Annotated in this window: 19 protein-coding genes and 2 tRNA genes; 8 read left to right on the top strand and 13 right to left on the bottom strand. The window is 40.0% G+C overall.

Going from position 1 to position 23,584, the window contains the following annotated elements; translation table 11 throughout:
* The 10 genes from BLP54_RS08120 to BLP54_RS08075 all read right to left on the bottom strand — a co-directional run bounded on the left by BLP54_RS08120 (nucleotide 1) and on the right by BLP54_RS08075 (nucleotide 12,585).
* Nucleotides 1-363, bottom strand: a complete 363-nt coding sequence (locus BLP54_RS08120) for an NADH-quinone oxidoreductase subunit C (protein ID WP_072915721.1) — start codon at nucleotides 361-363, stop codon at nucleotides 1-3.
* 10 nt (nucleotides 364-373) lie between these two features.
* Nucleotides 374-814: an NADH-quinone oxidoreductase subunit B family protein gene (locus tag BLP54_RS08115; protein WP_090168608.1), complete on the bottom strand. Its 441-nt coding sequence runs from the start codon at nucleotides 812-814 to the stop codon at nucleotides 374-376.
* Between the two features lie 3 nt (nucleotides 815-817).
* Entirely contained in the window at nucleotides 818-1,696 is an 879-nt protein-coding gene (locus BLP54_RS08110) for an NADH-quinone oxidoreductase subunit H (protein ID WP_090168607.1), read from the bottom strand.
* A complete protein-coding gene (locus BLP54_RS08105; protein ID WP_090168602.1) occupies nucleotides 1,693-3,636 on the bottom strand; it encodes an NADH-quinone oxidoreductase subunit 5 family protein in 1,944 nt (647 codons plus the stop codon). The genes BLP54_RS08110 and BLP54_RS08105 overlap by 4 nt, the downstream gene beginning before the upstream one ends.
* Nucleotides 3,637-3,817: 181 nt before the next feature.
* Nucleotides 3,818-5,296: a 4Fe-4S dicluster domain-containing protein gene (locus tag BLP54_RS08100; RefSeq protein ID WP_090168599.1), complete on the bottom strand. Its 1,479-nt coding sequence runs from the start codon at nucleotides 5,294-5,296 to the stop codon at nucleotides 3,818-3,820.
* A 38-nt stretch (nucleotides 5,297-5,334) separates the two neighbouring features.
* On the bottom strand, nucleotides 5,335-6,519 hold the full coding sequence (gene hydF, locus BLP54_RS08095; protein WP_090168596.1) for a [FeFe] hydrogenase H-cluster maturation GTPase HydF: 1,185 nt from the start codon (nucleotides 6,517-6,519) through the stop codon (nucleotides 5,335-5,337).
* Nucleotides 6,520-6,576: 57 nt separating this feature from the next.
* The gene (gene hydG, locus BLP54_RS08090; protein ID WP_090168595.1) at nucleotides 6,577-8,019 is read right to left on the bottom strand and encodes a [FeFe] hydrogenase H-cluster radical SAM maturase HydG; all 1,443 of its coding nucleotides are present in this window, start codon (nucleotides 8,017-8,019) and stop codon (nucleotides 6,577-6,579) included.
* A gap of 4 nt (nucleotides 8,020-8,023) precedes the next feature.
* A complete protein-coding gene (gene hydE / locus BLP54_RS08085; RefSeq protein ID WP_090168592.1) occupies nucleotides 8,024-9,088 on the bottom strand; it encodes a [FeFe] hydrogenase H-cluster radical SAM maturase HydE in 1,065 nt (354 codons plus the stop codon).
* 556 nt (nucleotides 9,089-9,644) lie between these two features.
* Nucleotides 9,645-11,687, bottom strand: coding sequence for a hypothetical protein (locus BLP54_RS08080; protein WP_090168591.1), 2,043 nt, complete (start codon nucleotides 11,685-11,687; stop codon nucleotides 9,645-9,647).
* A gap of 184 nt (nucleotides 11,688-11,871) precedes the next feature.
* Complete coding sequence (locus BLP54_RS08075) at nucleotides 11,872-12,585, bottom strand: LytR/AlgR family response regulator transcription factor (RefSeq protein ID WP_176754511.1); 714 nt, start codon at nucleotides 12,583-12,585, stop codon at nucleotides 11,872-11,874.
* A gap of 169 nt (nucleotides 12,586-12,754) precedes the next feature.
* Between BLP54_RS08075 and BLP54_RS08070 the strand changes: the two genes are divergently transcribed.
* A complete protein-coding gene (locus BLP54_RS08070; protein WP_090168587.1) occupies nucleotides 12,755-15,376 on the top strand; it encodes an ATP-binding protein in 2,622 nt (873 codons plus the stop codon).
* Nucleotides 15,377-15,407: 31 nt separating this feature from the next.
* Nucleotides 15,408-15,491: transfer RNA gene (locus tag BLP54_RS08065), tRNA-Leu, on the top strand.
* A gap of 51 nt (nucleotides 15,492-15,542) precedes the next feature.
* Here the strand turns inward: BLP54_RS08065 and BLP54_RS08060 are convergent.
* Nucleotides 15,543-16,808: a diaminopimelate decarboxylase gene (locus BLP54_RS08060; RefSeq protein WP_090168583.1), complete on the bottom strand. Its 1,266-nt coding sequence runs from the start codon at nucleotides 16,806-16,808 to the stop codon at nucleotides 15,543-15,545.
* Nucleotides 16,805-17,491: a lytic transglycosylase domain-containing protein gene (locus BLP54_RS16235; protein WP_090168578.1), complete on the bottom strand. Its 687-nt coding sequence runs from the start codon at nucleotides 17,489-17,491 to the stop codon at nucleotides 16,805-16,807. The genes BLP54_RS08060 and BLP54_RS16235 overlap by 4 nt, the downstream gene beginning before the upstream one ends.
* A 101-nt stretch (nucleotides 17,492-17,592) precedes the next feature.
* Here BLP54_RS16235 and BLP54_RS08050 point away from each other — a divergent pair.
* Nucleotides 17,593-17,664: transfer RNA gene (locus BLP54_RS08050), tRNA-Thr, on the top strand.
* Nucleotides 17,665-17,778: 114 nt separating this feature from the next.
* Here BLP54_RS08050 and BLP54_RS08045 read toward each other — a convergent pair.
* Entirely contained in the window at nucleotides 17,779-19,221 is a 1,443-nt protein-coding gene (locus tag BLP54_RS08045; RefSeq protein ID WP_090168575.1) for a hypothetical protein, read from the bottom strand.
* Nucleotides 19,222-19,462: 241 nt separating this feature from the next.
* On the opposite strand from BLP54_RS08045, the gene BLP54_RS08040 reads away from it, so the two are divergent.
* Genes BLP54_RS08040 through BLP54_RS08020 form a run of 5 tightly spaced genes read left to right on the top strand, consistent with a single transcriptional unit; the run spans nucleotide 19,463 to nucleotide 23,584 of the window.
* Nucleotides 19,463-20,086: a ribonuclease H1 domain-containing protein gene (locus BLP54_RS08040; RefSeq protein WP_090168574.1), complete on the top strand. Its 624-nt coding sequence runs from the start codon at nucleotides 19,463-19,465 to the stop codon at nucleotides 20,084-20,086.
* Between the two features lie 32 nt (nucleotides 20,087-20,118).
* Complete coding sequence (locus tag BLP54_RS08035; RefSeq protein ID WP_090168571.1) at nucleotides 20,119-21,156, top strand: M42 family metallopeptidase; 1,038 nt, start codon at nucleotides 20,119-20,121, stop codon at nucleotides 21,154-21,156.
* Between the two features lie 32 nt (nucleotides 21,157-21,188).
* On the top strand, nucleotides 21,189-22,265 hold the full coding sequence (locus tag BLP54_RS08030) for an ABC transporter substrate-binding protein (protein ID WP_090168568.1): 1,077 nt from the start codon (nucleotides 21,189-21,191) through the stop codon (nucleotides 22,263-22,265).
* On the top strand, nucleotides 22,240-23,004 hold the full coding sequence (locus BLP54_RS08025; protein ID WP_090168564.1) for an ABC transporter permease: 765 nt from the start codon (nucleotides 22,240-22,242) through the stop codon (nucleotides 23,002-23,004). The genes BLP54_RS08030 and BLP54_RS08025 overlap by 26 nt, the downstream gene beginning before the upstream one ends.
* 1 nt (nucleotide 23,005) lies before the next feature.
* On the top strand, nucleotides 23,006-23,584 hold the full coding sequence (locus BLP54_RS08020; RefSeq protein WP_090168561.1) for an ATP-binding cassette domain-containing protein: 579 nt from the start codon (nucleotides 23,006-23,008) through the stop codon (nucleotides 23,582-23,584).

The following is a 23,584-nucleotide window of genomic DNA, read 5'->3' as shown; positions in this document are numbered from 1 at the left end:
TTACTCACCCTCCTTCTCTAAAAATGGTGTCTCTACGTCTATACGATATAACTTGTCATGGAAGTCCTGTTTGATATTTTCAACGTGAAGCCCCCAAAGCTCGTGCATTTCGTTCTCGTAGAAAATTGCTGATTTGTATACACGTGAAATAGATGGAACCTCTTCCTCACGCTCAGCTATTAATCTGTAATTTGAAATATCCTGTCCATTGGCAAAGGAATATGTAACCTCAAAATGATTCTCTGCCTTTGGATATGAGCAGCAAATCTGGCAAAGTCTCCAAAGAGCATTTTTCTTCTCCATGATGACTGTCAGAAGCTCTGCCTTATCTATTAAATATAAATCCTTCTTTAACTCTTGCATGTCTGCCTCCTTATGCCCTACCTGATGCTGCAAGAGCTTCAGCTTTCTCTTTGAAAAGAGCAACACCCTTTACTACACCATCTATAATTGACTCTGGTCGAGCCGCGCAGCCTGGCACATAAATATCTACTGGAATAACTGTGTCCGCACCACCTTTAATATTGTAGCATTCCTTAAAAATACCACCTGTGCAGGCGCAGGTACCAACTGCTATAACTACCTTTGGCTGAGGCATCTGCTCATAAATCTGTTTTACTACAGATTCGTTCTGAGAATTGATACCTCCAGTAATAAGGAAAATATCTGCATGCATTGGATTACCTGTATTGATAACACCAAAACGTTCTACATCATAAACAGGTGTTGTGCACGCCAAAACCTCTATATCACATCCATTACAGCTACTTCCATCATAGTGAAGCAGCCATGGTGATTTATGTATCTTAGCCATGATTTACCCCCTAATTATCTCCAGCAAGAAAAGATTCATGCCTGCTGCAACAATTGTCACACCCCATGCAAGCTTTAACATTAGCTGCCACTTAACTCTTGCTGATGTATTATCGATGAGAATCTCAAGGAACCAAACTGCAAGTATTGCAATCACAGCTCCAATAAATGTAAGAGGGTTGCTGCTGATGAAGAACAATCCCACAATTCCTAAAAGGATAGCATTCTCATACCACTCTGCGATCGTTACCATTGCATATTCCTTACCAACCATTTCAGAAGTAACACCCTTGATTACTTCCTGATGTGCATGATGGCTTGTAGAAATATCAAATGGTGACTTTCTGAATTTGATTGTAAGAATAAATACGAAGCCTACAAAAAATCCTGGTAAAAATCTTATGTTTGCAACTGAGCTACCTGCCACAATATCTGATACTGTGAAGGTGCTGGTTGCAAGGTAAAAGCCTACTGCCACAAGAAGCTCCATTGGCTCACATGCCATAATCTGCACAAGCTCACGGGATGTTCCCTGAGATGAGAATGGCGAATGTGTAGCTGTAGATGCAAGAATCAAAAACATTGCTGATGTTGAAAGTGCAAATACTACAAGCAGCAAATCAAAGCCTGCAAAGAATAAAATTCCTGAAAGTATAATGAAGCAAAGGTAAGAGCGTATTAAAAATAACTGCATCTTGTTTGCTGTTAAAAACTCTTTTTCAAAAAGCTTCTTCAAATCATAAAATGGCTGAAAAACTGATGGACCTCTTCTGCCCTGCATTCTTGCAGAGATTTTTCTATCAAAACCATCCAATAATCCGATAACAAATGGTGCAACCACTACGTAGAGGATTGCCAAAAGAATTCTAGTCTGAACCATCATTGTAAAGCACCTCCCACTACGATAATCAGGTAAACAATCAAAATGAATGAAGAAATCATAATCGCTGGTGTAAACAGCTTCTTCTCACCAAATGCTTCTTCCATATAGAAGTTTGAGATTTCCATTTCCTTAGGATCACCTGTTGATGAAACAAAATTAAAATTATCTCCAACGTTTGCTCCACCCATGTATGTAATGACCTGCTTGCCCTTCTGTCCTTTAGTCATGAGATAGTTGACAAAAGGAATAACAAATACGCCGCAAAGAAGCACAATCATGATTACCATGTTCTCGTAAGAGATTACCTGCTTTACGGTGCCAAACATATCATTAGAAAGTGGCTTGAGCACATGCTCTGATAGCCATGGGAATCCAAGTATGAGAGCAATCATCATAAAGGCATGGAAGAACATTGAGATGTACTCATTCTTCTTTGTTAAATCTCTTGATTTCTCACGCTTTGCTGCGCCAAGAATCTTTGACATCCACTTTGTCCAATAGAACATTGTTGTAGCTGAACCGAAGCAGATGAAAAGTACCATAAGTGTTGATACATATACTGAGCTTGTATCAATGAAAGCCTTAAGCGCTGCCCACTTTGAAATAAGCATTCCAAATGGTGCAAGGAACATTCCTGCAATACCTACCATAAGGATGAAAGCCAGCTTAGGGAAGATACTCATCAAGCCCTGCATCTGCTCAACATCACGGCTTCCAATTGTAGTTTCAATTGCACCTACGCACTGGAAAAGCATAGATTTTGAAACAGCATGGAAGATTACAAGGAATACTGCTGCCCAAATTGTTTCCTCGTAGCCACAACCTGTACATGCAACGATAAGTCCAAGGTTTGAAATAGTAGAATATGCCAAAACCTTTTTGCCATCTGATACCGTAATTGCGAAGCATGATGCAGCAACAAAAGTGAAGCCACCAATAAGGGCTACCATGTTACCAACATAATTATCTGCCATTGCTGGTGAAAGTCTGATAAGCATGTACACACCAGCCTTAACCATTGTCGCACTATGAAGAAGTGCTGATGAAGGTGTTGGTGCTACCATGGCTCCAAGTAACCATCCTGAAAATGGGAACTGAGCTGACTTTGTAAGCGCTGCAAAAGCAAGCATTGCTATTGGAAGCAGACAAATAATATCTGATGCTCCGCTCTTCTCTGCGGCAGCAATCAAATCATATAGATTTGCTGTGTGGAAATATACAATTCCTACAGAAATAGCCACTGCAAGGCCGCAGCCACCAAGTAAGTTCATCCATAAAGCCTTGAATGAATTATTAATTGCTTCATCTGTGCGGGTATATCCTATTAAAAGGAAAGATGTAACAGATGTAATTTCCCAGAAGAAATATAATCCTAGAAGATTTGCAGATGTAACCAGACCAAACATTGCTCCAAAGAATACAAAAATCATTGAAAGAAAGAAGCTTCTTCTATCCTGCACTTCCTTGTGATGATGAATGTGAAAGCCATGCATGTAACCAACTGCATATATTCCAATGAGTGAACCTACAACACCAATGATTAGAACCATTATGAAGGTAAGCCAGTCAAATCGCATTGTGGATGTGTAACCCAGCTTAGGTCCAAACTTTTCTAAAACAGTTGGTACCACAGTAGATATAATCGTTAGAATTGCGATTATTAATCTATTATGTTTGTAAGAAAGATATGTGATAAAACACATTAAGAAAATATCGCCCCACATGAAGACTTCACCAAAAATCCTCTGAAATGGAAGACGAAAATCCAGTGTTTGGCCTCCTGCCAAAAACCACTGAACCGCAGTGAAGACTGATAACACCATTACGATGGCACAGCCTAGATAGACGGTAAATGCTCTGCGTTTTGAATTGTGAATCACCGCAGGCAAAATCGCCCAGAGAAATGGAAAGCAAATCAATGCTGTCACTAATGTTTCCATTATTTCCCCCTCCTTATTAAATTACATTATATATGCTGAATCTATTCCCCAATTGCATTCAGCTATTCTAGTATAGCATATATTCCACAAAATGTTTGCTAATTATTGCTGTTTTTTCGTCATATGGAATAAAAATTGGAAAAAAAAATCAGGTGCTTTCGCACCCGATTTTTATCAATTTTTATTCCATATGACCATCACGGTACATACTAAACTTATCCATTGGGTAATTCTCAAGGTTTGCAAGAATCTTACGTCCATCAGCCTTTCCGATAAGAGTTGTTCTTGCCTTAACGATTTCTCTCTCAGCTCTGTGCTTAGATGGGCCACCAACGCAACCACCTTCACAAATCATACCCTCGATGAAATCAACATCAAGCTTACCGCTCTTGAGAAGCATAAGTGCCTTCTTACACTCAGCACCACCTGCACACTGCATAAGCTTAATATCATCTGTATTCTGTCCACGCTCCTGCATGCACTCGATAACAGCCTTAGCAACACCGCCTGAAGAAGCGAAGTGCTTACCAAATGTAGATGACTCCTGGTAATCTTCCTCTACTGGCTCGAACTCAACGCCCTTAGAACGCATTAACGCACGAAGCTCACCAAATGTGATAACGTAATCTGCATTTCCTGGTACTGTCTCATCCTGTGCCTCAGACTTCTTAGCGATACATGGTCCAACGAATACTGTAACAGTATCCTCACCCATTGTAGCCTTAACGAAACGTGAGATAGCGCACATTGGAGATACTGTAGAAGACATGTTATCTCTAAACTGATCTGGGAAGTGCTTTCTGAGCATGTTGATGAAAGCTGGACAGCAAGATGTTGTCATCTTACGGCCTTCTTCCTTAGCCTCATACCACTCAGCTGACTCGTAAGCAGCTGTCATATCTCCACCGAGACCTACCTCGATCATGTCTGTGAAACCAACCTTCTTGCAAGCAGCTTTAACTGCAGCCATAGAGATATCCTCACCGAACTGTCCCTCTGTAGCAGGTGCGCACATAGCGATAACCTTCTTGCCCTCAAGGATAGCCTTGATGATATGTACAAGATATGTCTTAGAACCGATAGCACCGAATGGGCAGCTGTGGATACAGTGACCACATGAGATACACTTCTCATCGTCGATTACGCAGTGACCGTACTCGTCGTAAGAAATAGCACCAACTGGGCAAGCCTTCTTACATGGTCTCTCAAGGTGAACGATAGCCTGGTAAGGACACTCCTTAGCACACATACCGCACTCCTTACACTTTGTAGGATCGATGTGCATTCTTCTCTCACCTGGAGTGATAGCACCGAACTTACAAGAGTTAAGACATGCCTTTCCAAGACAGAAACGGCAGTTGTCTGTTACTGAATAAGAAGCGATTGAACAGTCATCACAAGCTGGCTGGATAACCTGAACAACGTTCTTTGAATCTGGATTAGTAGGAAGATTCTCTGCGCAAGAAAGAATAACTCTCTGTCTTACGATTTCTCTCTCCTTGTAAACACAACAACGATATGTTGGTCTTGGACCAGGGATGATTTCGTAGCAAACAGCCTCTTTGTGCTCTGCATCAAGCTCACCATTCCAAGCAAGCTTACAAACCTCTTCCATAATGTTGTGCTTCAAACGTACAATACTCTGATCTGAAGTTACCATATTTTTCTCCTTTTACCTTTTTATTTGCCAGTGAATTGTTAATTAATTACTCGTAGACTTCTGTCTAAAATACCATTGAACTCCGCTATGGCCATTCCGTAATTAACAACCGGAACCCCCTGGGATTTGCAATGTTTAACGCGATTCTGCATTTCAGCCCCATTTATCATGCAACCACCGCAATGAATCACTAATTTATATTTTGATAAATCCTCCGGAAAATCATTTCCAGAAGAAAATTCAAAATCAATTTCTTTGCCAGTGTATTTTCTAACCCATCCTGGCATCTTTACGGTGCCGATGTCGTTACACTGTCTGTGATGAGTGCAGGCCTCTGAAATGAGAACCTTGTCACCATCCACTAATTTCTTGAGAGCTGCTACACCCTCAAGCTGAGTATTCAGACTACCCTTGTAGCGAGCCATAAGAATACTAAATGAAGTAAGTGCCGTATCCTCAGGAACAATCTTTGAAACCTCTTCAAAGGCCTGAGAATCAGTAATTACTAGCGAAATATTTTTATCTTCTTCAAGTGCCTCGGCCAATTCCTCTGGCTGGCAGCAAAGAATCTTGCAATTGTTATCAAGAAGGTCTCTTAGAACCATCTGCTGTGGAAGAATGACTCTTCCTTTTGGTGCCGACTCATCAATTGGGATAACCAAAACAACAGTGCTTTTTGGCTCTACCAAATCGGCAACAAGTGCAGGCTCCTTTACATTAGGAAGAAGCTTTATGAGCGCTTCCTTAACCTGTGACATGTCATCTGATGTGGCATCCACAAAAATAAGGTTTTCTTCCTCCAAACCAGCGTAGCCATGAGCCTCAGCCTCGTCTATGTGATTCTCTATAATTATGTAAGGAACATTTCGTTCCTTCACATTTTTAAGGAAATCTGCTTCCTCTTCTGAAAGCTCTTTTTCTCTGGCATCGAGCACCATAACCACAATATCAATCTCGTCTAAGATACGATATGTACGATGCTTTCTAAGCTCACCAAGCTCGCCTTCATCATCAAAACCTGCAGTATCGATAATAACCACTGGACCAATTGGAAGAATCTCCATGGCCTTTTTTACAGGATCAGTGGTGGTACCCTTGTGAGCAGAAACCAGCGAAATTTCCTGATTTGTAAGTTTATTTACAATACTGGATTTACCAGCATTTCTGATTCCAAAAAAACCAATGTGGACACGCTGCCCACTGGCTGTACTATTAAGGGACATACTCGCCTCCTATAAGAATACAATATAATTTTGTTTATTTTATTAAAAAACTAAGAACTAAAATCTGAAATCTCTACGATTAGAGTTCTTGATAGCCTCGATATTTTCCTCAGCTGTCTTTCTAACATTTTCCTTTGGAATCTTCTTAAGCTCTTTCTCAATCATCTTGTAGCCAACCTTCTTTGTCTCCTCAGAAGCGTAATCTACAAGGTATTCTGTAAGAGTCATGAGTGCGTTTGGATGACAGCAGTTAATAATCTGGCCTGTCTTACAAAGCGACATAAATCTGTCGCCTGTACGTCCTGCACGGTAGCAAGCTGTACAGAATGATGGGATGTGACCTGTCTCCATGAGCCACTTAACTACCTCATCGAGAGTACGCTGATCAGAAACATCAAACTGCTCTGTATCGTGTGGACGCTCTTTCTCTGTGTAACCACCTACTGATGTACGGCTGGCACCAGATACCTGTGAAATACCAACCTGAAGCATCTTACGTCTAACTTCCTCAGACTCACGAGTAGAAATAATCATACCTGTGTATGGGACTGCAATTCTGATGCAGGCTGCAATCTTTGTAAACATCTCATCTGGAATAGAGTTGTCAAATACATCTGGATCAATATCATCAGCATGCTTAACACGTGGAACTGAAATTGTGTGTGGACCAACGCCGTGAACTGCCTCAAGATGCTCAGCATGCATGAGGAGTCCAGTGAACTCGTACTTATAGCTCTCAAGTCCGAAGAGAACACCAAGTCCTACATCGTCGATTCCACCTTCCATAGCACGATCCATAGCCTCTGTATGGTAAGCATAATCATGCTTTGGACCTGTTGGATGAAGCTCCTCATAGCTCTTTTTGTTGTAGGTCTCCTGGAAGAGAATGTATGTACCGATTCCTGCTTCCTTGAGCTTGCGATAATTCTCAACTGTTGTAGCAGCGATATTAACATTTACACGTCTGATATCGCCATTCTTGTGGTGAATGCTGTAAATTGTATCGATACACTCTAAGATGTACTCGATTGGATTGTTAACTGGATCCTCACCAGCTTCGATGGCAAGTCTCTTGTGACCCATATCCTGAAGTGCGATAACCTCAGCCTTTACTTCTTCCTGTGTAAGCTTTTTACGAGCAATGTGCTTATTCTTAAGATGATATGGACAGTAAACACATCCATTTACACAATAATTTGAAAGATAAAGTGGAGCAAAAAGAACGATACGGTTGCCATAGAAAGCATCCTTAATCTCCTGTGCTACCTTATACATTTTCTCAATATATGTTGGATCATCGCAGGCAAGAAGAACTGCTGCCTCACGATGTGAAAGACCTGAGCATACACAGCCTTCTGCTGTCTTTACTGGTCTTGCTTTCTCAAGGAGCTGATCAATCAACTCATAATTATTTTTGTTTGCTTCGGCATATTCTATTGTGTCGAGGATTTCCTGATGGTCGATAAACTCATCAGCTTTCATTGATTTTACATTGTACATTTCTTTACCTCTTTTCTATAAAACCCGCCCTGTTACCAGCGTCTGTAACGACCTCGTAACCAACGGACGAGACACGCCCCTTAAGGCATGCGATGCACTCAGCGGCTTCTTCGCCAGTGCAGATTTTGTTGTCATATAAAGTGTACATCTTTCGTACATATGTAGGCGAAAGATTCGGCATAAGTACGTTGGCACCAGCCTGAATACCCTTTTCTCTTCCCTTTGGATCAATTGTTCCAAGGGCTGTGGTAGCTGGCAGCAACATCTGTGGATAGATGATTCTAAGTAAAGATAATAAGAATAGAGTCATCTCCAAGGTGCCACTATCTTCCTTTGCAAATGGTGTATCCTTATGACTAATGTATGGACCAATGCCACACATATCTGGCTTAAACTCTTCGATAAATTTCAAATCCTTTGCCAAATCACTGGCAGTCTGACCTGGTGACTGAACCATAAATCCAGCCCCCACCTGATATCCAATATCCTTCAAATCACGAAGACAGTTCATCCTGTGTTCCCAGCTCATCTCCTCTGGATGAAGCTTAGCGTACAACTCTGGACTAGCTGTTTCATGTCTAAGCAAGTAACGTCCTGCACCTGCCTCAAAGTAGGCCTCATAGCTTGAGCGTTCTCTTTCACCAATTGAAAGAGTGATTACCATATCAGGATGAGCCTGCTTGATGCCTTTAATAATCTCGCATATATCTTCATCGCTGTAGGTATAATCCTCTCCGCCCTGAAGAACCACTGTCCTGAAGCCAAGCTTGTAGCCTTCATCAGCGCAGGCAATAATATCGTCTTTTCTAAGGCGATATCTCTCGCATTCCCTATTGCCTCTGCGAATACCACAATAATAGCAATCATTCTTGCAATAATTTGTAAATTCCACAAGACCTCTTACGAATATCTTTTTTCCATAAAACTGCTCCTGATATTTAAGAGCATACTCTGCTGCACGCTTCATTAAATCAGGATTAATATTTTCTATGAGAAGCTGATATTCCTCCAGCTCAAGGGAATGATTTCTATTAAGTTTGTCTAACGTATCTATTAACTTTGAATCCATATCTTATTGATAAAAATTTATCGTTTATTTTTTCACAAAGTATACTATATCACAATTATTTGGTGGAATCTGTTTTCTTTTAGGAACAATGTTGATGATTTATGTATGTTTTTTCGCACAAAAAAAGGAACCCTCACGGATTCCCTCTTTCTCGTGTCGTCGTGGATGAATTAGCTCTTCTTTGTTTCCAGCCTTTTGAGCATTCGTCTAGTCCTGTGATTCTCAACCATAGTCCTAAACATTTTCATCTTAAGGATAAACACCTTCATACATCAATACCTCACACCTAACTTTTCATTCTCAGCGACCATTTAATCGATTTGAGTAGCTACGGCCTCCCTACCGCGCACCACTCTGGCTGTGAATTCTGTTCAATACCTCGACACCACTATTTCCCTATACCTGCGTTCCCAAATAATAGTCACCACTAAAATCGCGTCTATTCTGTGTCATAAATGTGATATTTATGTGAACGTCATCTAACACTATGTACTTTACCATTCTAAAGGACTTTGAACAATAGATTGGCAAAATCGTCAATTTTTTGGCAACAACACTACTGATTTAGCTTATCAATAATCTTTGCTGCTGCTCTTCTCTTAACTTCAACTATACTTACAACTGCTCCTGCAAGGGTAACTATTGCAAGTCCTGCAAACCATTTACCATGCTGCAATATACCAGCCAGTGTAATAGCAAGAGGAGTGTCCTCCTCACCAATTGTAACAATCTCTCCCGGTACAACCGGAACATCCTTTGGATGGAAAATCTTTGATTTTGAATTGGTCTTTGCTGATTCAGAGCTTTCTTCCTTGCCATTATCAGTAGACTTTGAAAAAGCAATATCAGATTCTTTATTGCCTACTTCTGCCAGGTTCTCACCACCTGGTAGTGCTTCAAGCTCTTCTATCTGTTTATCAACCTTTTCTTCCAGACTCTCTGCTTTTTTTGTTATTCCGCCATATGTGGAATAGCTCTCCGCAGCTGAGCTGTGATTATCCCTATTATTCTCAGTGCCAGAAGCTGACTTCTGAACAGGTACTGGAGTTTCTATCTTTGAAAATCTTTCATTAAATAAAGATTTTGCATCTAAAAGCGAATCCTTTGCACTCTGAAGATTATCCTTTGCTTCTGCATATTCAAGCTGTGCACTTTCAAGCTGTGCCTCAAGCTTAGCCATCTCTGCCAACGAACCTATATCTGTGGCTCCCTTAAGCTCATCCAGCTGCTGTTTAATGGATGTCACTTTATCCTGTGCTGCCTTAAAATCTGTTTTGGCAGTTTCAACTGATGTTAAAAGATTATTGTAGGCTGTAACCTTTGCTCTAACCCATGAAATATAAGAAACATAATCTGTAACCAGCTCAGTCCATTCCTGACTTCCTACTTTTATGGTGTTTGTGCCTATTTCTCCTCTGGTTTCGGTTGTCCCTCTAACAGAGTTGGCAGATTTACTAACTGATTTAACACTGTTTGATTTTTTCAAACCATCTTTTGCATTGGTCTGGAACTGAGATTTTGCATATACAGGTGCTTCATAAAGAACAAGACGACCATCAGTCCCAATGAAGTATCCGTATGATGAACTTCTTACACCAGTAACAGCATTGCCATCCTTATCAACAATTATGTATTCCACATCAAAATTGCCATAGCTAACGGTTACCTGGAAGTTCTCTATTCTTTCACCATCCATAAGATTCTCAGCCTTAGGCAAATAATAATACTGTAAAATTGCCTGTGCATAGGAATCCATATATCCGCCGCGTTCTTCATCTGAGGCAGCGGCAACATCTGCTTCTGCAGCAACAAGAGCATCGGCTCCTGCTGCAGCCAACTCCTCCTGAGCGGCTAAAAGCTGTTCCTGAATCTCCTCCAAATGCTCCTGGGCACAAACCAAAGCCTGATCTGCAGCATCAAGTCTTTCTGTTGCATCAGCCTTATTTGTATTATATGCCTCTAAAGCTGTATCAAAGTCACTCTTGGCCAAGTTATAAGCGTCAAGAGCTTCCTTATATTTGTTCTCAGCATCATCAAAAGCTGTCTGTGCTTCTTCCACAGATTTGTCCGTATCTGCAATGATTATGGCAGCAGCCTTCTCGCTGGTATTCTCATCTTTAACTGCACTAACCGCTGTCTCAGCCTGAGAGCTGGCAGCTGCTGTTGTTTCTCCAACAGACTTTATAACTTCATCTACCTGTGAAACAGCTGATTCAGCCTGAGTATGAGCCTCGCCAATGGCCTCACCAGCCTTAACTATATTATCAACAGACGCACCAACAGAACCTACTGCTTCCTTTGCAGTAGCTTCATCAATTAACACACCTGAAACCTGTTCGTCGAACTTGCCCTCTGCTTCAGGCGCAGAGGCTGCCTCGCTAAGCTGGCTTGTAGTGTCTGTATTTAATTGTTCAGATAAGTTTGAAACCTCTTCAGCTATAGCCTTCTCTTCAGAATCACTAATAACCTGTTGTTCTGTAGTGGTCTCTGCATCGTTTACTGACTCTGCTTCCTGCGCAAATGCAACCATACTGGCAGGACTGGCTAGAGAAATTGCAGACAAGCCTATGGATATAGCTTGAACTGAACGATTTTTCATAAACAATCAAGTCCTTCTTCTAATTTTTATACTCTCCCACGAAAAACGTTATAAAATATAATATTTCTCATTTACACCTTATCTAAATATAAAATGAGACGCAAGTCCTTTGGCAAAATCGCACCGATTTTGGCAAAAACCTTACGTCCCATATTTTCAACATCTTAATCGTTTACTAGATTGTTTAGTTATTACTAAATTGATAATCTCTAATCTGCTGAGTGATATCAGCTATTTTCTTAGCAGACATAGGGAAAATAGTCCTGTCATCCAGATAAACATCCCCACCATCAATCCTATCTATGAAATCCATGTTGATGATGATTCCTCGATTAATCATAATAAAGCGCTTATCTGCACCTGTCATGGCAAGGAACTCGCCCGACGTCAGTCGCACTCTTGAGGACTCTCCATCATCCTTGTGAATCTCTAAATAATGACCGTCTGTTGTAACTGAAACAATATTCTTTAGATAGATTCTCTCATCAACTGAACCCACTGTTATTTTGATGAAGATGGCATCAATTGGTGTATGGTCAACAATCTCAGAAATAAGATTGTCAATTCGCTCCAGGGTAAATGGCTTTGTCACATAATCAAATGCATGAAGTGAAAATGCATCCGGATAGTGTCCTTCCGAAGCCGTCATAAAGATAAGGAAGGTTTTCTCAGTAAGCTCACGAAGCTTTTTGGCTGTTTCAATACCATCCATATCTGGCATATAAATATCCATAAAAACGATATCAAATCGTCGTTCGGTCAATGCATCTACAAAGGACTGACCCGTTTCAAACTCCTCTACCTCAAGTGTAAGAGCTCTTTTTGCAGCCACCTTTTCTACCATCATTTTAAGCTGCATTCTGAAAATGCTTTCATCATCAATAACTGCTACTCTCATTTGGCCTCCCCATGTTACTGCGATTTTGAACATTTAACACACACTACTTTGAGCTTATAATACCATATATTTGTGCACTTGATAATGAAAATTGTTTGTATTTTATATATAATGAAGTTAAATATTCGAAATATAATTTTCTACACATATTTTTAAAAAGGTAAACGCCATGTCATTTATTCAAGAAAATATGCTTTATGTTAATATTCTTATTCTGATAGTGGGTACCACCTCTGTGCATCTTGGTGTCAGCTTTCTTAGAAGAGAACGTAACACAAAAGGCTTCTTCAAATACTCCGTTTTCCTGCTTGCCTTAGGTAGTGGTCTGTGTTCTATTGGTTATTCCCTTATGTCTTTGAGTCCAAACCTGACTGCTGCATATGTTTTTAGAGTTATAGGCTTGTTGGGAATTGACATCTACATCATCGCAGAAATCATCCTTATTACCAGTTGCCTGAATATAAGCAGGACTGCCGAAATTTTTATCATTTGGGTAACCTCACTGGCAGCACTTTTGGATTTGGTTATATATGGAAATCCTGGCTCTAACAAATTTTACAGATTGGACAACTATACCATTTACGTAAGAGATGATCCCTATCGACATCTCTTTCATTACTCATATCAGCTGCTAATAGCCATCTGTCTTTTAACCGTAGGCTTAGTTTGGGCCTTCAACGTTAAGTATAAGAGAGATAAACAGCTGGTATTATTTGCCTTCCTTTCGAATTTTATTTTTGCAGCATCCTCTATACCAGATTTGTTTTTGACCATGCACGAGGTACCTTTCCTTCACGCTTCCTATTGTATGGGTGTTTCAATAGCCTTTGCGGTTTTCTTTACCTCCGCCAACGACTATATGGTTTTCTACATCACTATCAATAGTATCAGTAAAGATATTTTTTCAACCCTCGGTACTGGTCTGCTGGTTTTTGACACCAATTATCATCTTAATCTATCAAATGATTATGCAAATAAACTGCTGGGACTGGATAAGGAACCACAGAGAATACGTCTTCGAGAAATTTTTGATTTGCGAAGTGGTGAGCCGATGAGGATGTTTGATAAATCTCAAGAAGGAATCGCCATCGACTATCGACTGACGGCCAATGTAACGGGCAAGGTTACCCTTGTAAATTTCTCCTGCAAAATGGATAGAAACAATCAGCCTATGTGTTACATTTTGGTTGCCACTGATCTTACTGAAGAAAACAGACTTATTGAAGAGGCTCAGTCAGCCAACGAAGCAAAGAGTACCTTCCTTAGTAATATTTCCCACGAAATCCGTACACCTATCAACGTTATTTCAGGTATGGATGAACTGATATTAAGGGAGTGTAACGATGATACTATTTTAAAGTATGCTGAAAACATAAATGTTGCTTCTCGAAATCTTACATCGCTAATAAATGATGTGTTGGATTTCTCAAAAATCGAGTCAGGAAAAATCGAGATTGTTTCAACTGATTTTGATATCGGTATGGTATTGAATGATTCCTACAATCTTTTCCTTAGTCTTGCACAGCAGAAGAAGCAGATTTTTACTCTGGAGTGTGACCCTTCTACTCCAACAATTTTGTATGGTGATGAAATCAGATTAAAACAGATTCTGTCTAACCTTATTTCAAATGCTGTTAAGTACACTCCTGATGGAGGAACAATCAATGTTTATGTTAACTCTGAGGAAATAGATGAGCAGAGTACACTTCTTTCTATAAAAGTTAAAGATAATGGTATCGGAATTAAATCAGAGGATCTTCCTAATTTATTTGAGAACTTCCAACGCTTCGAATTAAGCAGGAATCGTTCTGTCCAGGGTACCGGACTTGGCCTATCAATTACTAAGAGTCTTGTGACACTTTTACATGGTACTATCAACGTAGAAAGTGTCTACGGCAGAGGTTCAACCTTCACGGTAAGAATACCATTTACCGTATCTGACCATGCGCCTCTTGGCAAAACCAGAGAACATTTCCTTGCTGGTTCAAGTACAAAACATAAAGTTAGCTTCACCGCAAAAGATGCCTCCATTTTAGCAGTTGATGATGTTCAGATGAACCTGGATGTTTTCTTGGGTCTTCTTAAAGAAACTGGCATACAGATTGACTGCGCAGTAAATGGTTTTATTGCCTTGGAAAAGTTACATAGAAAACGCTATGATATCATTTTCCTTGATCATATGATGCCAGAGTTGGATGGTATCCAGGTGCTGAAACTGTTGCGTGCAGACAGAGATTGCCTTAATCAGGCCACACCTGTAATTATGCTCACAGCCAATGCGATGATGGGCGCTGACAGAAAATATTTAGAAGATGGCTTTGATGATTATCTTTCAAAGCCAATCAATCCTTCTGCGTTGGAGAAAATGGTACTTAAACATCTTCCAGACAGCCTGATAGTTGAAAGAACGGAAACTGACTTTGGTGACGACAATGAAGCTACATCCGATTTCACTTCATCTCTTGATTTCCTCGATACAGAATCAGGACTTCAATTTGCTGCAGGTGATTTAGATTTCTATCATCAGATTCTTTCAACCTATATGAATGATGATAAACGTGAGCAGCTTAACAAACTATATCAGGAAAAGGATTGGGTAAATTATCGAATCGTGGCTCACTCTATCAAGGGTACCTCCTTGACCATTGGTGCCCCTGAAGTTTCTGAGGCTGCAAAGGGATTGGAATTTGCCGTCAAAGAGCAGCGCTACGAGTATATCGACGAGCACCATGATGAGGTGATGAAGATGTATGGGGAATTGCTGGAAAAACTGAAAAAAGCGTTGCATTAGTATTTCTAATTTAGTATACTAGTCTGCGGACGCCGGCATGTCGGAATTGGCAGACGAGGCAGACTCAAAATCTGTTGATGGCAACATCGTGTGGGTTCAAGTCCCACTGCCGGCATATGCAATATAAAAAAAAGACTTAGCAAATTTGCTAAGTCTTTTTTTCATTTTAAAGTAAATTATCAACTACTCCAAGCCCATCAAAGGTAGCCAAATAATCCTTGATAGTCTCTGGTCTACGGATGAGTTTAAAGCCTCCATCTTCCTTCAAAAGTACCTCTGCGCTCTTGAGCTTTCCATTATAATTGTAGCCCATCGAATAACCGTGAGCACCAGTGTCGTGGATGAAAAGAATATCTCCCTTATCAATCTTTGGAAGCTGTCTGTCCACTGCAAATTTATCGCAGTTTTCGCATAGCGAGCCTGTTACATCATATACATGATCTTCTGGAGCATTTTCCTTTCCAAGGACTGTAACATGATGATATGAACCATAAACTGCTGGACGCATCAAATCTACTGCGCAGGCATCAACACCGATGTACTCCTTGTAGATGTGCTTCTCGTGGATTGCTGTAGTAACAAGTCCGCCGTAAGGTCCCATCATGAAACGACCCATCTCTGTAAGAATAGCCACATCACCAAGTCCTGCTGGAACAAGAATTTCATCAAAGGCTTTGTGAACTCCCTCTCCGATGACAAGGATATCGTTTGGTGTCTGGTCTGGTCTGTAGGCAATTCCAACACCACCTGAAAGATTTACGAAGGAAATAGAAATTCCTGTCTTTTCTTTAAGCTCAACAATAAGCTCAAATAATGTCTTTGCAAGTGCTGGATAATATTCGTTAGTTACAGTGTTTGAAACAAGGAAGGCATGGATTCCGAATTCCTCTACGCCTTTATCACGAAGAATCTGATATGCCTCAAAAATCTGCTCTTTTGTCATACCATACTTGCTGTCACCAGGGTTATCCATGATACCATTTGAAAGCTCATAAACTCCACCTGGATTAAAACGGCAGCACATCTTCTTTGGAAAATGTCCCACTACCTTTTCATAAAAATCAATATGTGTGAAATCGTCAAGATTAACGATTACTCCAAGCTCGTCAGCATACTTAAATTCGCTGGCTGGAGTATCATTAGAAGAAAACATTATATCGTCGCCCTTGAATCCAAGCTCGTTGGAAAGAGCGAGTTCAACATAGGAAGCGCAGTCTACACCGCAGCCTTCCTCCTGTAAGATTTTTAAAATAAATGGATTTGGATTTGCCTTAACTGCAAAATATTCCTTAAAGCCCTTATTCCAGCTGAAAGCCTGATTTACCTTTCGGGCGTTTTCACGGATTCCCTTCTCATCGTAAATATTAAATGGTGTAGGAATCTCCTTTGTAATCTCCTGAATCTTTTCTTTTGTGACAAATGGGGTTTTCATAAATAGTTAATCTCCGCTAAAGTTTGCTTAAGTACTGCGTATTCTTCTGTATCTGGTAGTTCGCGTAAAAGCTTTTTTAAATCTTCCTCCAATTGATTTCGTGTGGCTGTACGTGAAATGTAGTTAGTGTAAGGCACATCTGCACCTCGCTTCATTATCGCCTTGATATTCTTCACGTAGCTTTGTGTCTCCCCGTAAGGCGGAACTCCTCCGTATTGCTTTACAACACTACTTCCAGCATTGTAGGCAGCGAGGGCCTTCTCCACATTACCTTCAAATTCCTCAAGCTTCTGAGCTATATACTTGGCTCCCGCCATAATATTCTCATAAGCATCAAAAGGATGCTGCAAGCCTAATTCTTTTGCTGTCTCTGGCATAATCTGCATTATACCCATTGCGCCACTGCGACTGACAGCGTCTGCATCAAATCCCGACTCCTGCTGTGCCATAGCTGTGAGCAAATCATAGCTAACACCATACTTCCTGCTTGCCTCAATAAAAATGTCCTTATAAGATGTAGCGCTGGAAATCTTGTCTGCAACAGTAGTTGTGTTCAATGCCTTTGCAAAAGCCTTGCTAATGTTCGAAGCACTGGTTCGTCCCTGAGATGAACTCTGATTAATAGCCTGCATAAACTCTTCATAGACTACCTGCGCTCCTGGAGACACTAACGAAATCTTCATACTCTTTTCCCCTTAAACCCCTGAATAATACAACAAAAATAGTGTAACAGTATTGACTTCACCACCTACTTTTGATATCCTTTTTCTTGCTGAATAAGCAAGCTGGTGTGGCTCAGAGGTAGAGCACTTCCTTGGTAAGGAAGGGGTCACGGGTTCAATTCCCGTCACCAGCTCTTTTTAATCCCAAGGCGATGGTGCCTTGGGATTTTTATTTGCTCTACACTTTACCATAATAAAGTGGTGATGTAAACCCTTATATCGATTGTATACAATCTTTTTCTCAAATTCTAATTTATTCCAAATTCCTTGTTCTTCCTTTTAGTAAATACCATCTTTTCAACATCAATCTTTTGATCCGTTACTCCATGAAAATACAAGGACTCTGAAAAACTTCCACTAGCATAATCAGCTATAGGCCAGTTGTCATCAGTATTAAACTCTGGCAGGACAAGCTCTATTTCTGTCTCTCCTTGACTTTCAGCCTCCTTAAATTGATTTATTACATCGTCAACGAAGGCCTCGCAATTCTCATATGGAAGTTTTTCATAATTAATCTCTTCATAGGTATTACTGTAATAAACCGTTCCTATTACAGAAACCGCTGCCATCAAGGATAATATCGTATTTCCGTATTTGATCTTTTCAGACATCTTCCCCACAAACATCATAAGCATAAACAATGCCCAAAATGCTACAGGTAAAATTGCGTCTGTTCGCTCCACGTAGGTGTAATTAACAACTGCGCTGAGAAGGATAATGTAAATAGTGGTCAGGCATAATGCCAATGCTATTTTCGCATCCTCAACAAGATATTCTCTTTTCAGGAAAAATATTCTCAATATAATAACAGCCGCACCAATTACTACAAATATAATATTGAAGTGACCGAACCAAAAAACCATTCTCTTCCCACTAGAGAGAATATTATGAGGAATACCTGTAGCGAAGCAAGCTGCGCGCCCACCTGTTTTTTCTATTATAAATGAACAAAACCATACAAGAATAACGATTAACGGTGGTCTATTCTTTGTCCAGTAGCTCTTCACATTAAAGCTCTTACCTTTAACTTCTTTATATAAGGCGTGTAATAATTCTACGCCTAAATAAGCTCCTAATACCACGCTGGAATACAAGCTTGAAAAGATAGCAAAATAAATCCACAAAGCAAGGTGAATCTTATTCTTTTTAGCAAGTGTTTTCCAGGCTCCCAAACCACCTATTCTCATTAAATGCATAACCAGCGACGCATTTAGCAGGGTTGATAAAATGTAGTGATACACGCAGGTCATATCATATGCATAGAACAGGAATACATTATTTTTCCTACCGTGGGCCACTGCGCAAAAATGCATACCTATAAAAACCACGCTAATCAATAAACTCTTAACAGTTGAAAGCTTATATTTTTTCTGTATTAACAAATTAAACTCTGTGAAATAGACTGTTATGATAAAACAAATAAATAAACCATTGGCTATTGATAAAGACAAGCAATATTTCCCAGTAAGCGGATACACTGTATACGCTCCTATATAGGAAACCAATGGCATAAAGAATTCTGGAAAAACCTTTATAGGATTCCATTTACCGATGATTGGCACTGGTATTCGTGGCATATAAATAAAATTCCAATCATCTGTGTCAAAAATGGCAATTGGATGAAGCACAATAAAGAACTCTACCAATAGAGCAAATAAAACTAGTGAAAATATAAGGTGAGTTTTTTTCATTATTTCTTATCTCCATGTCTTAATTTGTACAAAATCTTTCGTATTGTACCATATAAGGACTGTATAAGAAATATATTTAATTAGCTTATATATGTATTTTTATTGATTTTACTCAGCTTTTAATTCACCATACATGAACCAACACTATGATATTCTATAATAACAGTAGTCTGTGATTAATATTTGAAAAATCAGGACATTATCTTTACTATATTAGGTAGAAAAATCATAGGAGAATAATATGGCAAAGAAAAACTATTATGCTGTAAAGGTTGGAAAAGTACCTGGCATTTATAAGACCTGGCCTGAGTGCCAATCTAATACTTCTGGTTTTCCTGGTGCTGTTTTCAAAGGCTTTGAGACACTTGAAGAGGCTGAAGCTTTTATGACAGGAACTGCTTCTACTGTTGCAAAAAGCGAAGCAGATGGCGTAACCAGCCTTCCAGATATATACGCATTTACGGATGGCTCATTTAATGTAGCTACCGGAGTATATGGCTATGGCGGCTTTCTTCATTACAGTGATGTTGAAGAAGATATTGAGATCCGCGGTAATGGCAACGATCCTGAGGAGGCAGTTTCACGAAATGTTGCTGGCGAGGTTCACGGTGCTGTTGCAGCAATGCGCAAGGCTGTGGAGCTTGGACTTTCTGAAATGACTCTCTTCTACGACTATGAAGGTATTGAGAAATGGCCCCTCAGATACTGGAAAACTAATAAAAAGATTTCAATGTTCTATGTTGAAGAATATGACCAGCTTAAGGATAGCTTAAAGGTAAATTTTGTTCACGTTAAAGCTCATACAGGTATCCCCGGAAATGAAGCCGCTGACAGAATGGCAAAAGCCGAGGTTGGTATAGAATAATAATTTAGACATAAATGGAGGATATATTAGAAATGCAGACTAAAAAATACGTTGATTACATGGTTCAGCAGACAGTAGATATTTTAGGCATTGACAGCCCTACAGGCTTCACTGCTACTGCTGCAAAGCATCTTATGAAGGAATATGAGAAGCTTGGCTACAAGCCAGTTATGACAAACAAGGGCGGTATCCTTGTGGATTTAGGCGGTAAGAATGAGGATGATGCCATTCTCATCGAAGCTCATATGGATACTTTAGGTGGTATGGTTTGCCAGATTAAGAGCAATGGTAATCTTGTGCTCACCCCTCTTGGAGGATTTTCTCCTAACAATGGCGAGGCTGAAAATTGCCGCATCTACACACGTGAGGGAAAGGTTTATGAAGGAACCTTCCAGCTTAACGACGCTTCGGTTCATGTAAATGATGATTACTCTACAAAGACACGTGAGTTCAAGGGCATGGAAGTTGTTATCGATGAGGAAGTTTCAAGCGCAGATGACACCAAGAAGCTTGGTATTATGATTGGTGACATCGTAGCTTTCGAGCCACGCACACGTGTTACTGAGTCAGGCTACATCAAGAGCCGTTTCCTTGATGACAAGCTTTCAGTAGGCATTCTTCTTGGACAGGCAAAGTATATTGCTGACAATAAAATTACTCCTGAGCGTAAGGTTTACCACCACATCACAGTATATGAAGAGGTAGGTCACGGTGCCTGCGGTACTGTTCCAGAAGGAGTTACTGAGATTCTTTCTGTAGATATGGGATGTATCGGCGAAGGTCTGGACTGCAAGGAGACTCAGGTTAGCATCTGCGCAAAGGATTCTGCCGGCCCTTACAATTATGATGTAGTTTCAAACCTTGTTAAGGTTGCAAAGGATAATAAGATTGATTTTGCTATCGATGTATACCCACATTATGGTTCTGACGCTGATGCAGCTCTTAAGGCAGGCTATGATGTAAAGCATGGTCTTATCGGTGCCGGTGTTTACGCTAGTCACGGTTACGAGCGCTCACATAAAAAGGGCGTTGAAAATACATTTAAGCTTATTGTAAATTACGTTAAATAATTCGTATTTACGTAAGTAGAAAGAAGGAAAAAATGAATAAAAAGATTCTGTCACTATTAATGGCAACAGCTTTAATGGCTACTTGTCTTGTAGGATGCGGAAGCAAAGCTTCTGATGAGACTTCTACTGCTACAGAAACTGAGGTTACAGAGGAGACCACAGAGACTGCTGATGAAGCTATTCCTGAAACACCAGCTGAGGCGGTAGATATCAAGGTCGCAGCTTTAAAGGGACCTACTGCTATGGGTATGGTAAAGCTTATGGATGATTCTGACAAAGGCGATACAGCTACTAATCACTATACCTTTACTATTTCAGCTGCACCTGATGAAATCACTCCACAGATTATTCAGGGCAATGTAGATATCGCTGCTGTTCCTGCAAACCTTGCTTCTGTTTTATACAACAAGACTGAAGGACAGGTACAGGTCCTTGCCATCAATACACTTGGAGTTTTGTACATTGTAGAAAATGGTGAGACAGTCAAAAGCGTAGATGATCTGAAAGGTAAAACAATCTACGCAAGTGGTAAGGGGGCTACTCCAGAATACGCTCTTAATTACATGCTTTCCTCTTACGGAATCAACCCACAAAAGGATGTTACTATCGAATACAAGGCTGAGCATGCTGAATGTGTAAGCGCACTTTTAAATGATGACAATGGTGTTGCAATGCTTCCACAGCCATTTGCTACCACCGCACTTATGCAAAACGAAAACATGCGTCTTGCTATTGACATGACAACAGAGTGGGAAAATATTGCCAATGCAAATGATTCAAATACTACACTGGTAACTGGTGTTGTTGTTGCAAGAAAAGCTTTTGTTGATGAGCATCCTGAAGCTGTAAAGCTTTTCATGGAGCAGTACGAAGCTTCTACTAAATATACAAATGATAATATCGAAGATGCTTCTGCATTAATTGAAAACTATGATATTATAAAGGCAGCAGTAGCACAGAAGGCTATTCCATACTGCAACATCACCTTTATCTCAGGCGATGATATGAAGGAAAAGCTTGGTGGCTACTTAGATGAACTTTTCAATCAGAACCCTGAAGCTGTAGGTGGACAGGTACCAGCAGATGAATTCTACTACATCGAAAAATAAAAAAACTATAAGACTTTGGGCTGTCATATTTTGGCTTATAATTTGGCAGCTACTGTCTATGTATTTAGATTCTGATATTCTCTTAGCATCTCCCATAAAGGTTGTAAAAAGCCTTTGTGGGCTGCTATGGGTTATTTCTTTTTGGCAATCCATATTATTTACGTTTATACGAATTTTCATAGGACTAATTATCGCCAATATCCTTGGTGCTGTTTTTGCTGCCCTTTCATATACGTCTATACGATTCAGGGAATTTATCTCTGTTCCGGTGGCAGTTATCAAATCCACTCCTGTAGCATCCTTTATTATTCTGGTGCTCATCTGGATTCCCTCAAAAAATCTTTCAGTTTTTATCTCCTTTTTGATGGCCTTTCCTGTAATCTACACCAATATTTTACAGGGACTGTTATCCATGGATGGAAAAATGTTGGAGATGGCGCAGGTATTTAAGATTCCTTTTAGAAGAAGACTTCGTTTTATTTATATTCCAGAAGTCATTCCTTTCTATCAGGCTGCAGCTACACTATCAAATGCCATGAGCTTTAAGGCTGGTATTGCTGCTGAGATTATCGGCTTGCCGCAGGGTTCTATCGGAGAAAGACTATATGAAGCTAAGATTTATCTGAACACTCCAGAGCTCTTTGCATGGACAATAGTAATCATTGTTCTAAGCATCGTTTTCAATCGTGCTTTTTCTGCATTTATCAATTACGTAATGAACAAATTAGAAGGTAAATAAAATGGATATTGTAATAGAAAATCTTTCAAAAGCATATGATAATCAGCTGGTTTTAGATAATCTTTCTGTGACTTTTCCTGAGAAATCCTTCACATGCTTAATGGGAAAATCAGGCGCAGGAAAGACCACTCTTCTATCTATACTTATGGAATTGGAGTCCGCTGATTCAGGTGTCATCACTGGTTTGGAAGATAAAAAAATCAGTGTTGTTTTCCAAGAGAATCGTCTCTGTAATAATCTTACTGCCCTTCTTAATATTAAGATGGTTATAGAGGATTCCTCTAGAATTTCAGACTCGGATATTATGAATTGGCTTGAGAAAATAGGACTTGGCGAAGATGCAAAAAAGCCAGTCCAAGAGTACAGTGGCGGTATGAAACGCCGTGTCGCAATTCTGCGAGCACTCCTGGCTGACTTTGATTTGCTTATTATGGATGAACCTCTGAAGGGTCTGGATGAAGCCACCAAACAGCAGGTCATCGATTTAATAAAAGAACTTACCAAAGAAAAAACTGTTATCATGACAACTCATGATATTTCGGAAGCAAAAGCTTTTGATGCCACCATAGTTTTTCTTTAA

The sequence above is a fragment of the Pseudobutyrivibrio sp. 49 genome (assembly GCF_900100545.1).
In the GTDB taxonomy this organism is placed as follows: Bacteria; Bacillota; Clostridia; order Lachnospirales; family Lachnospiraceae; genus Pseudobutyrivibrio.
This window is presented reverse-complemented; position numbering and strand designations above follow the sequence as displayed.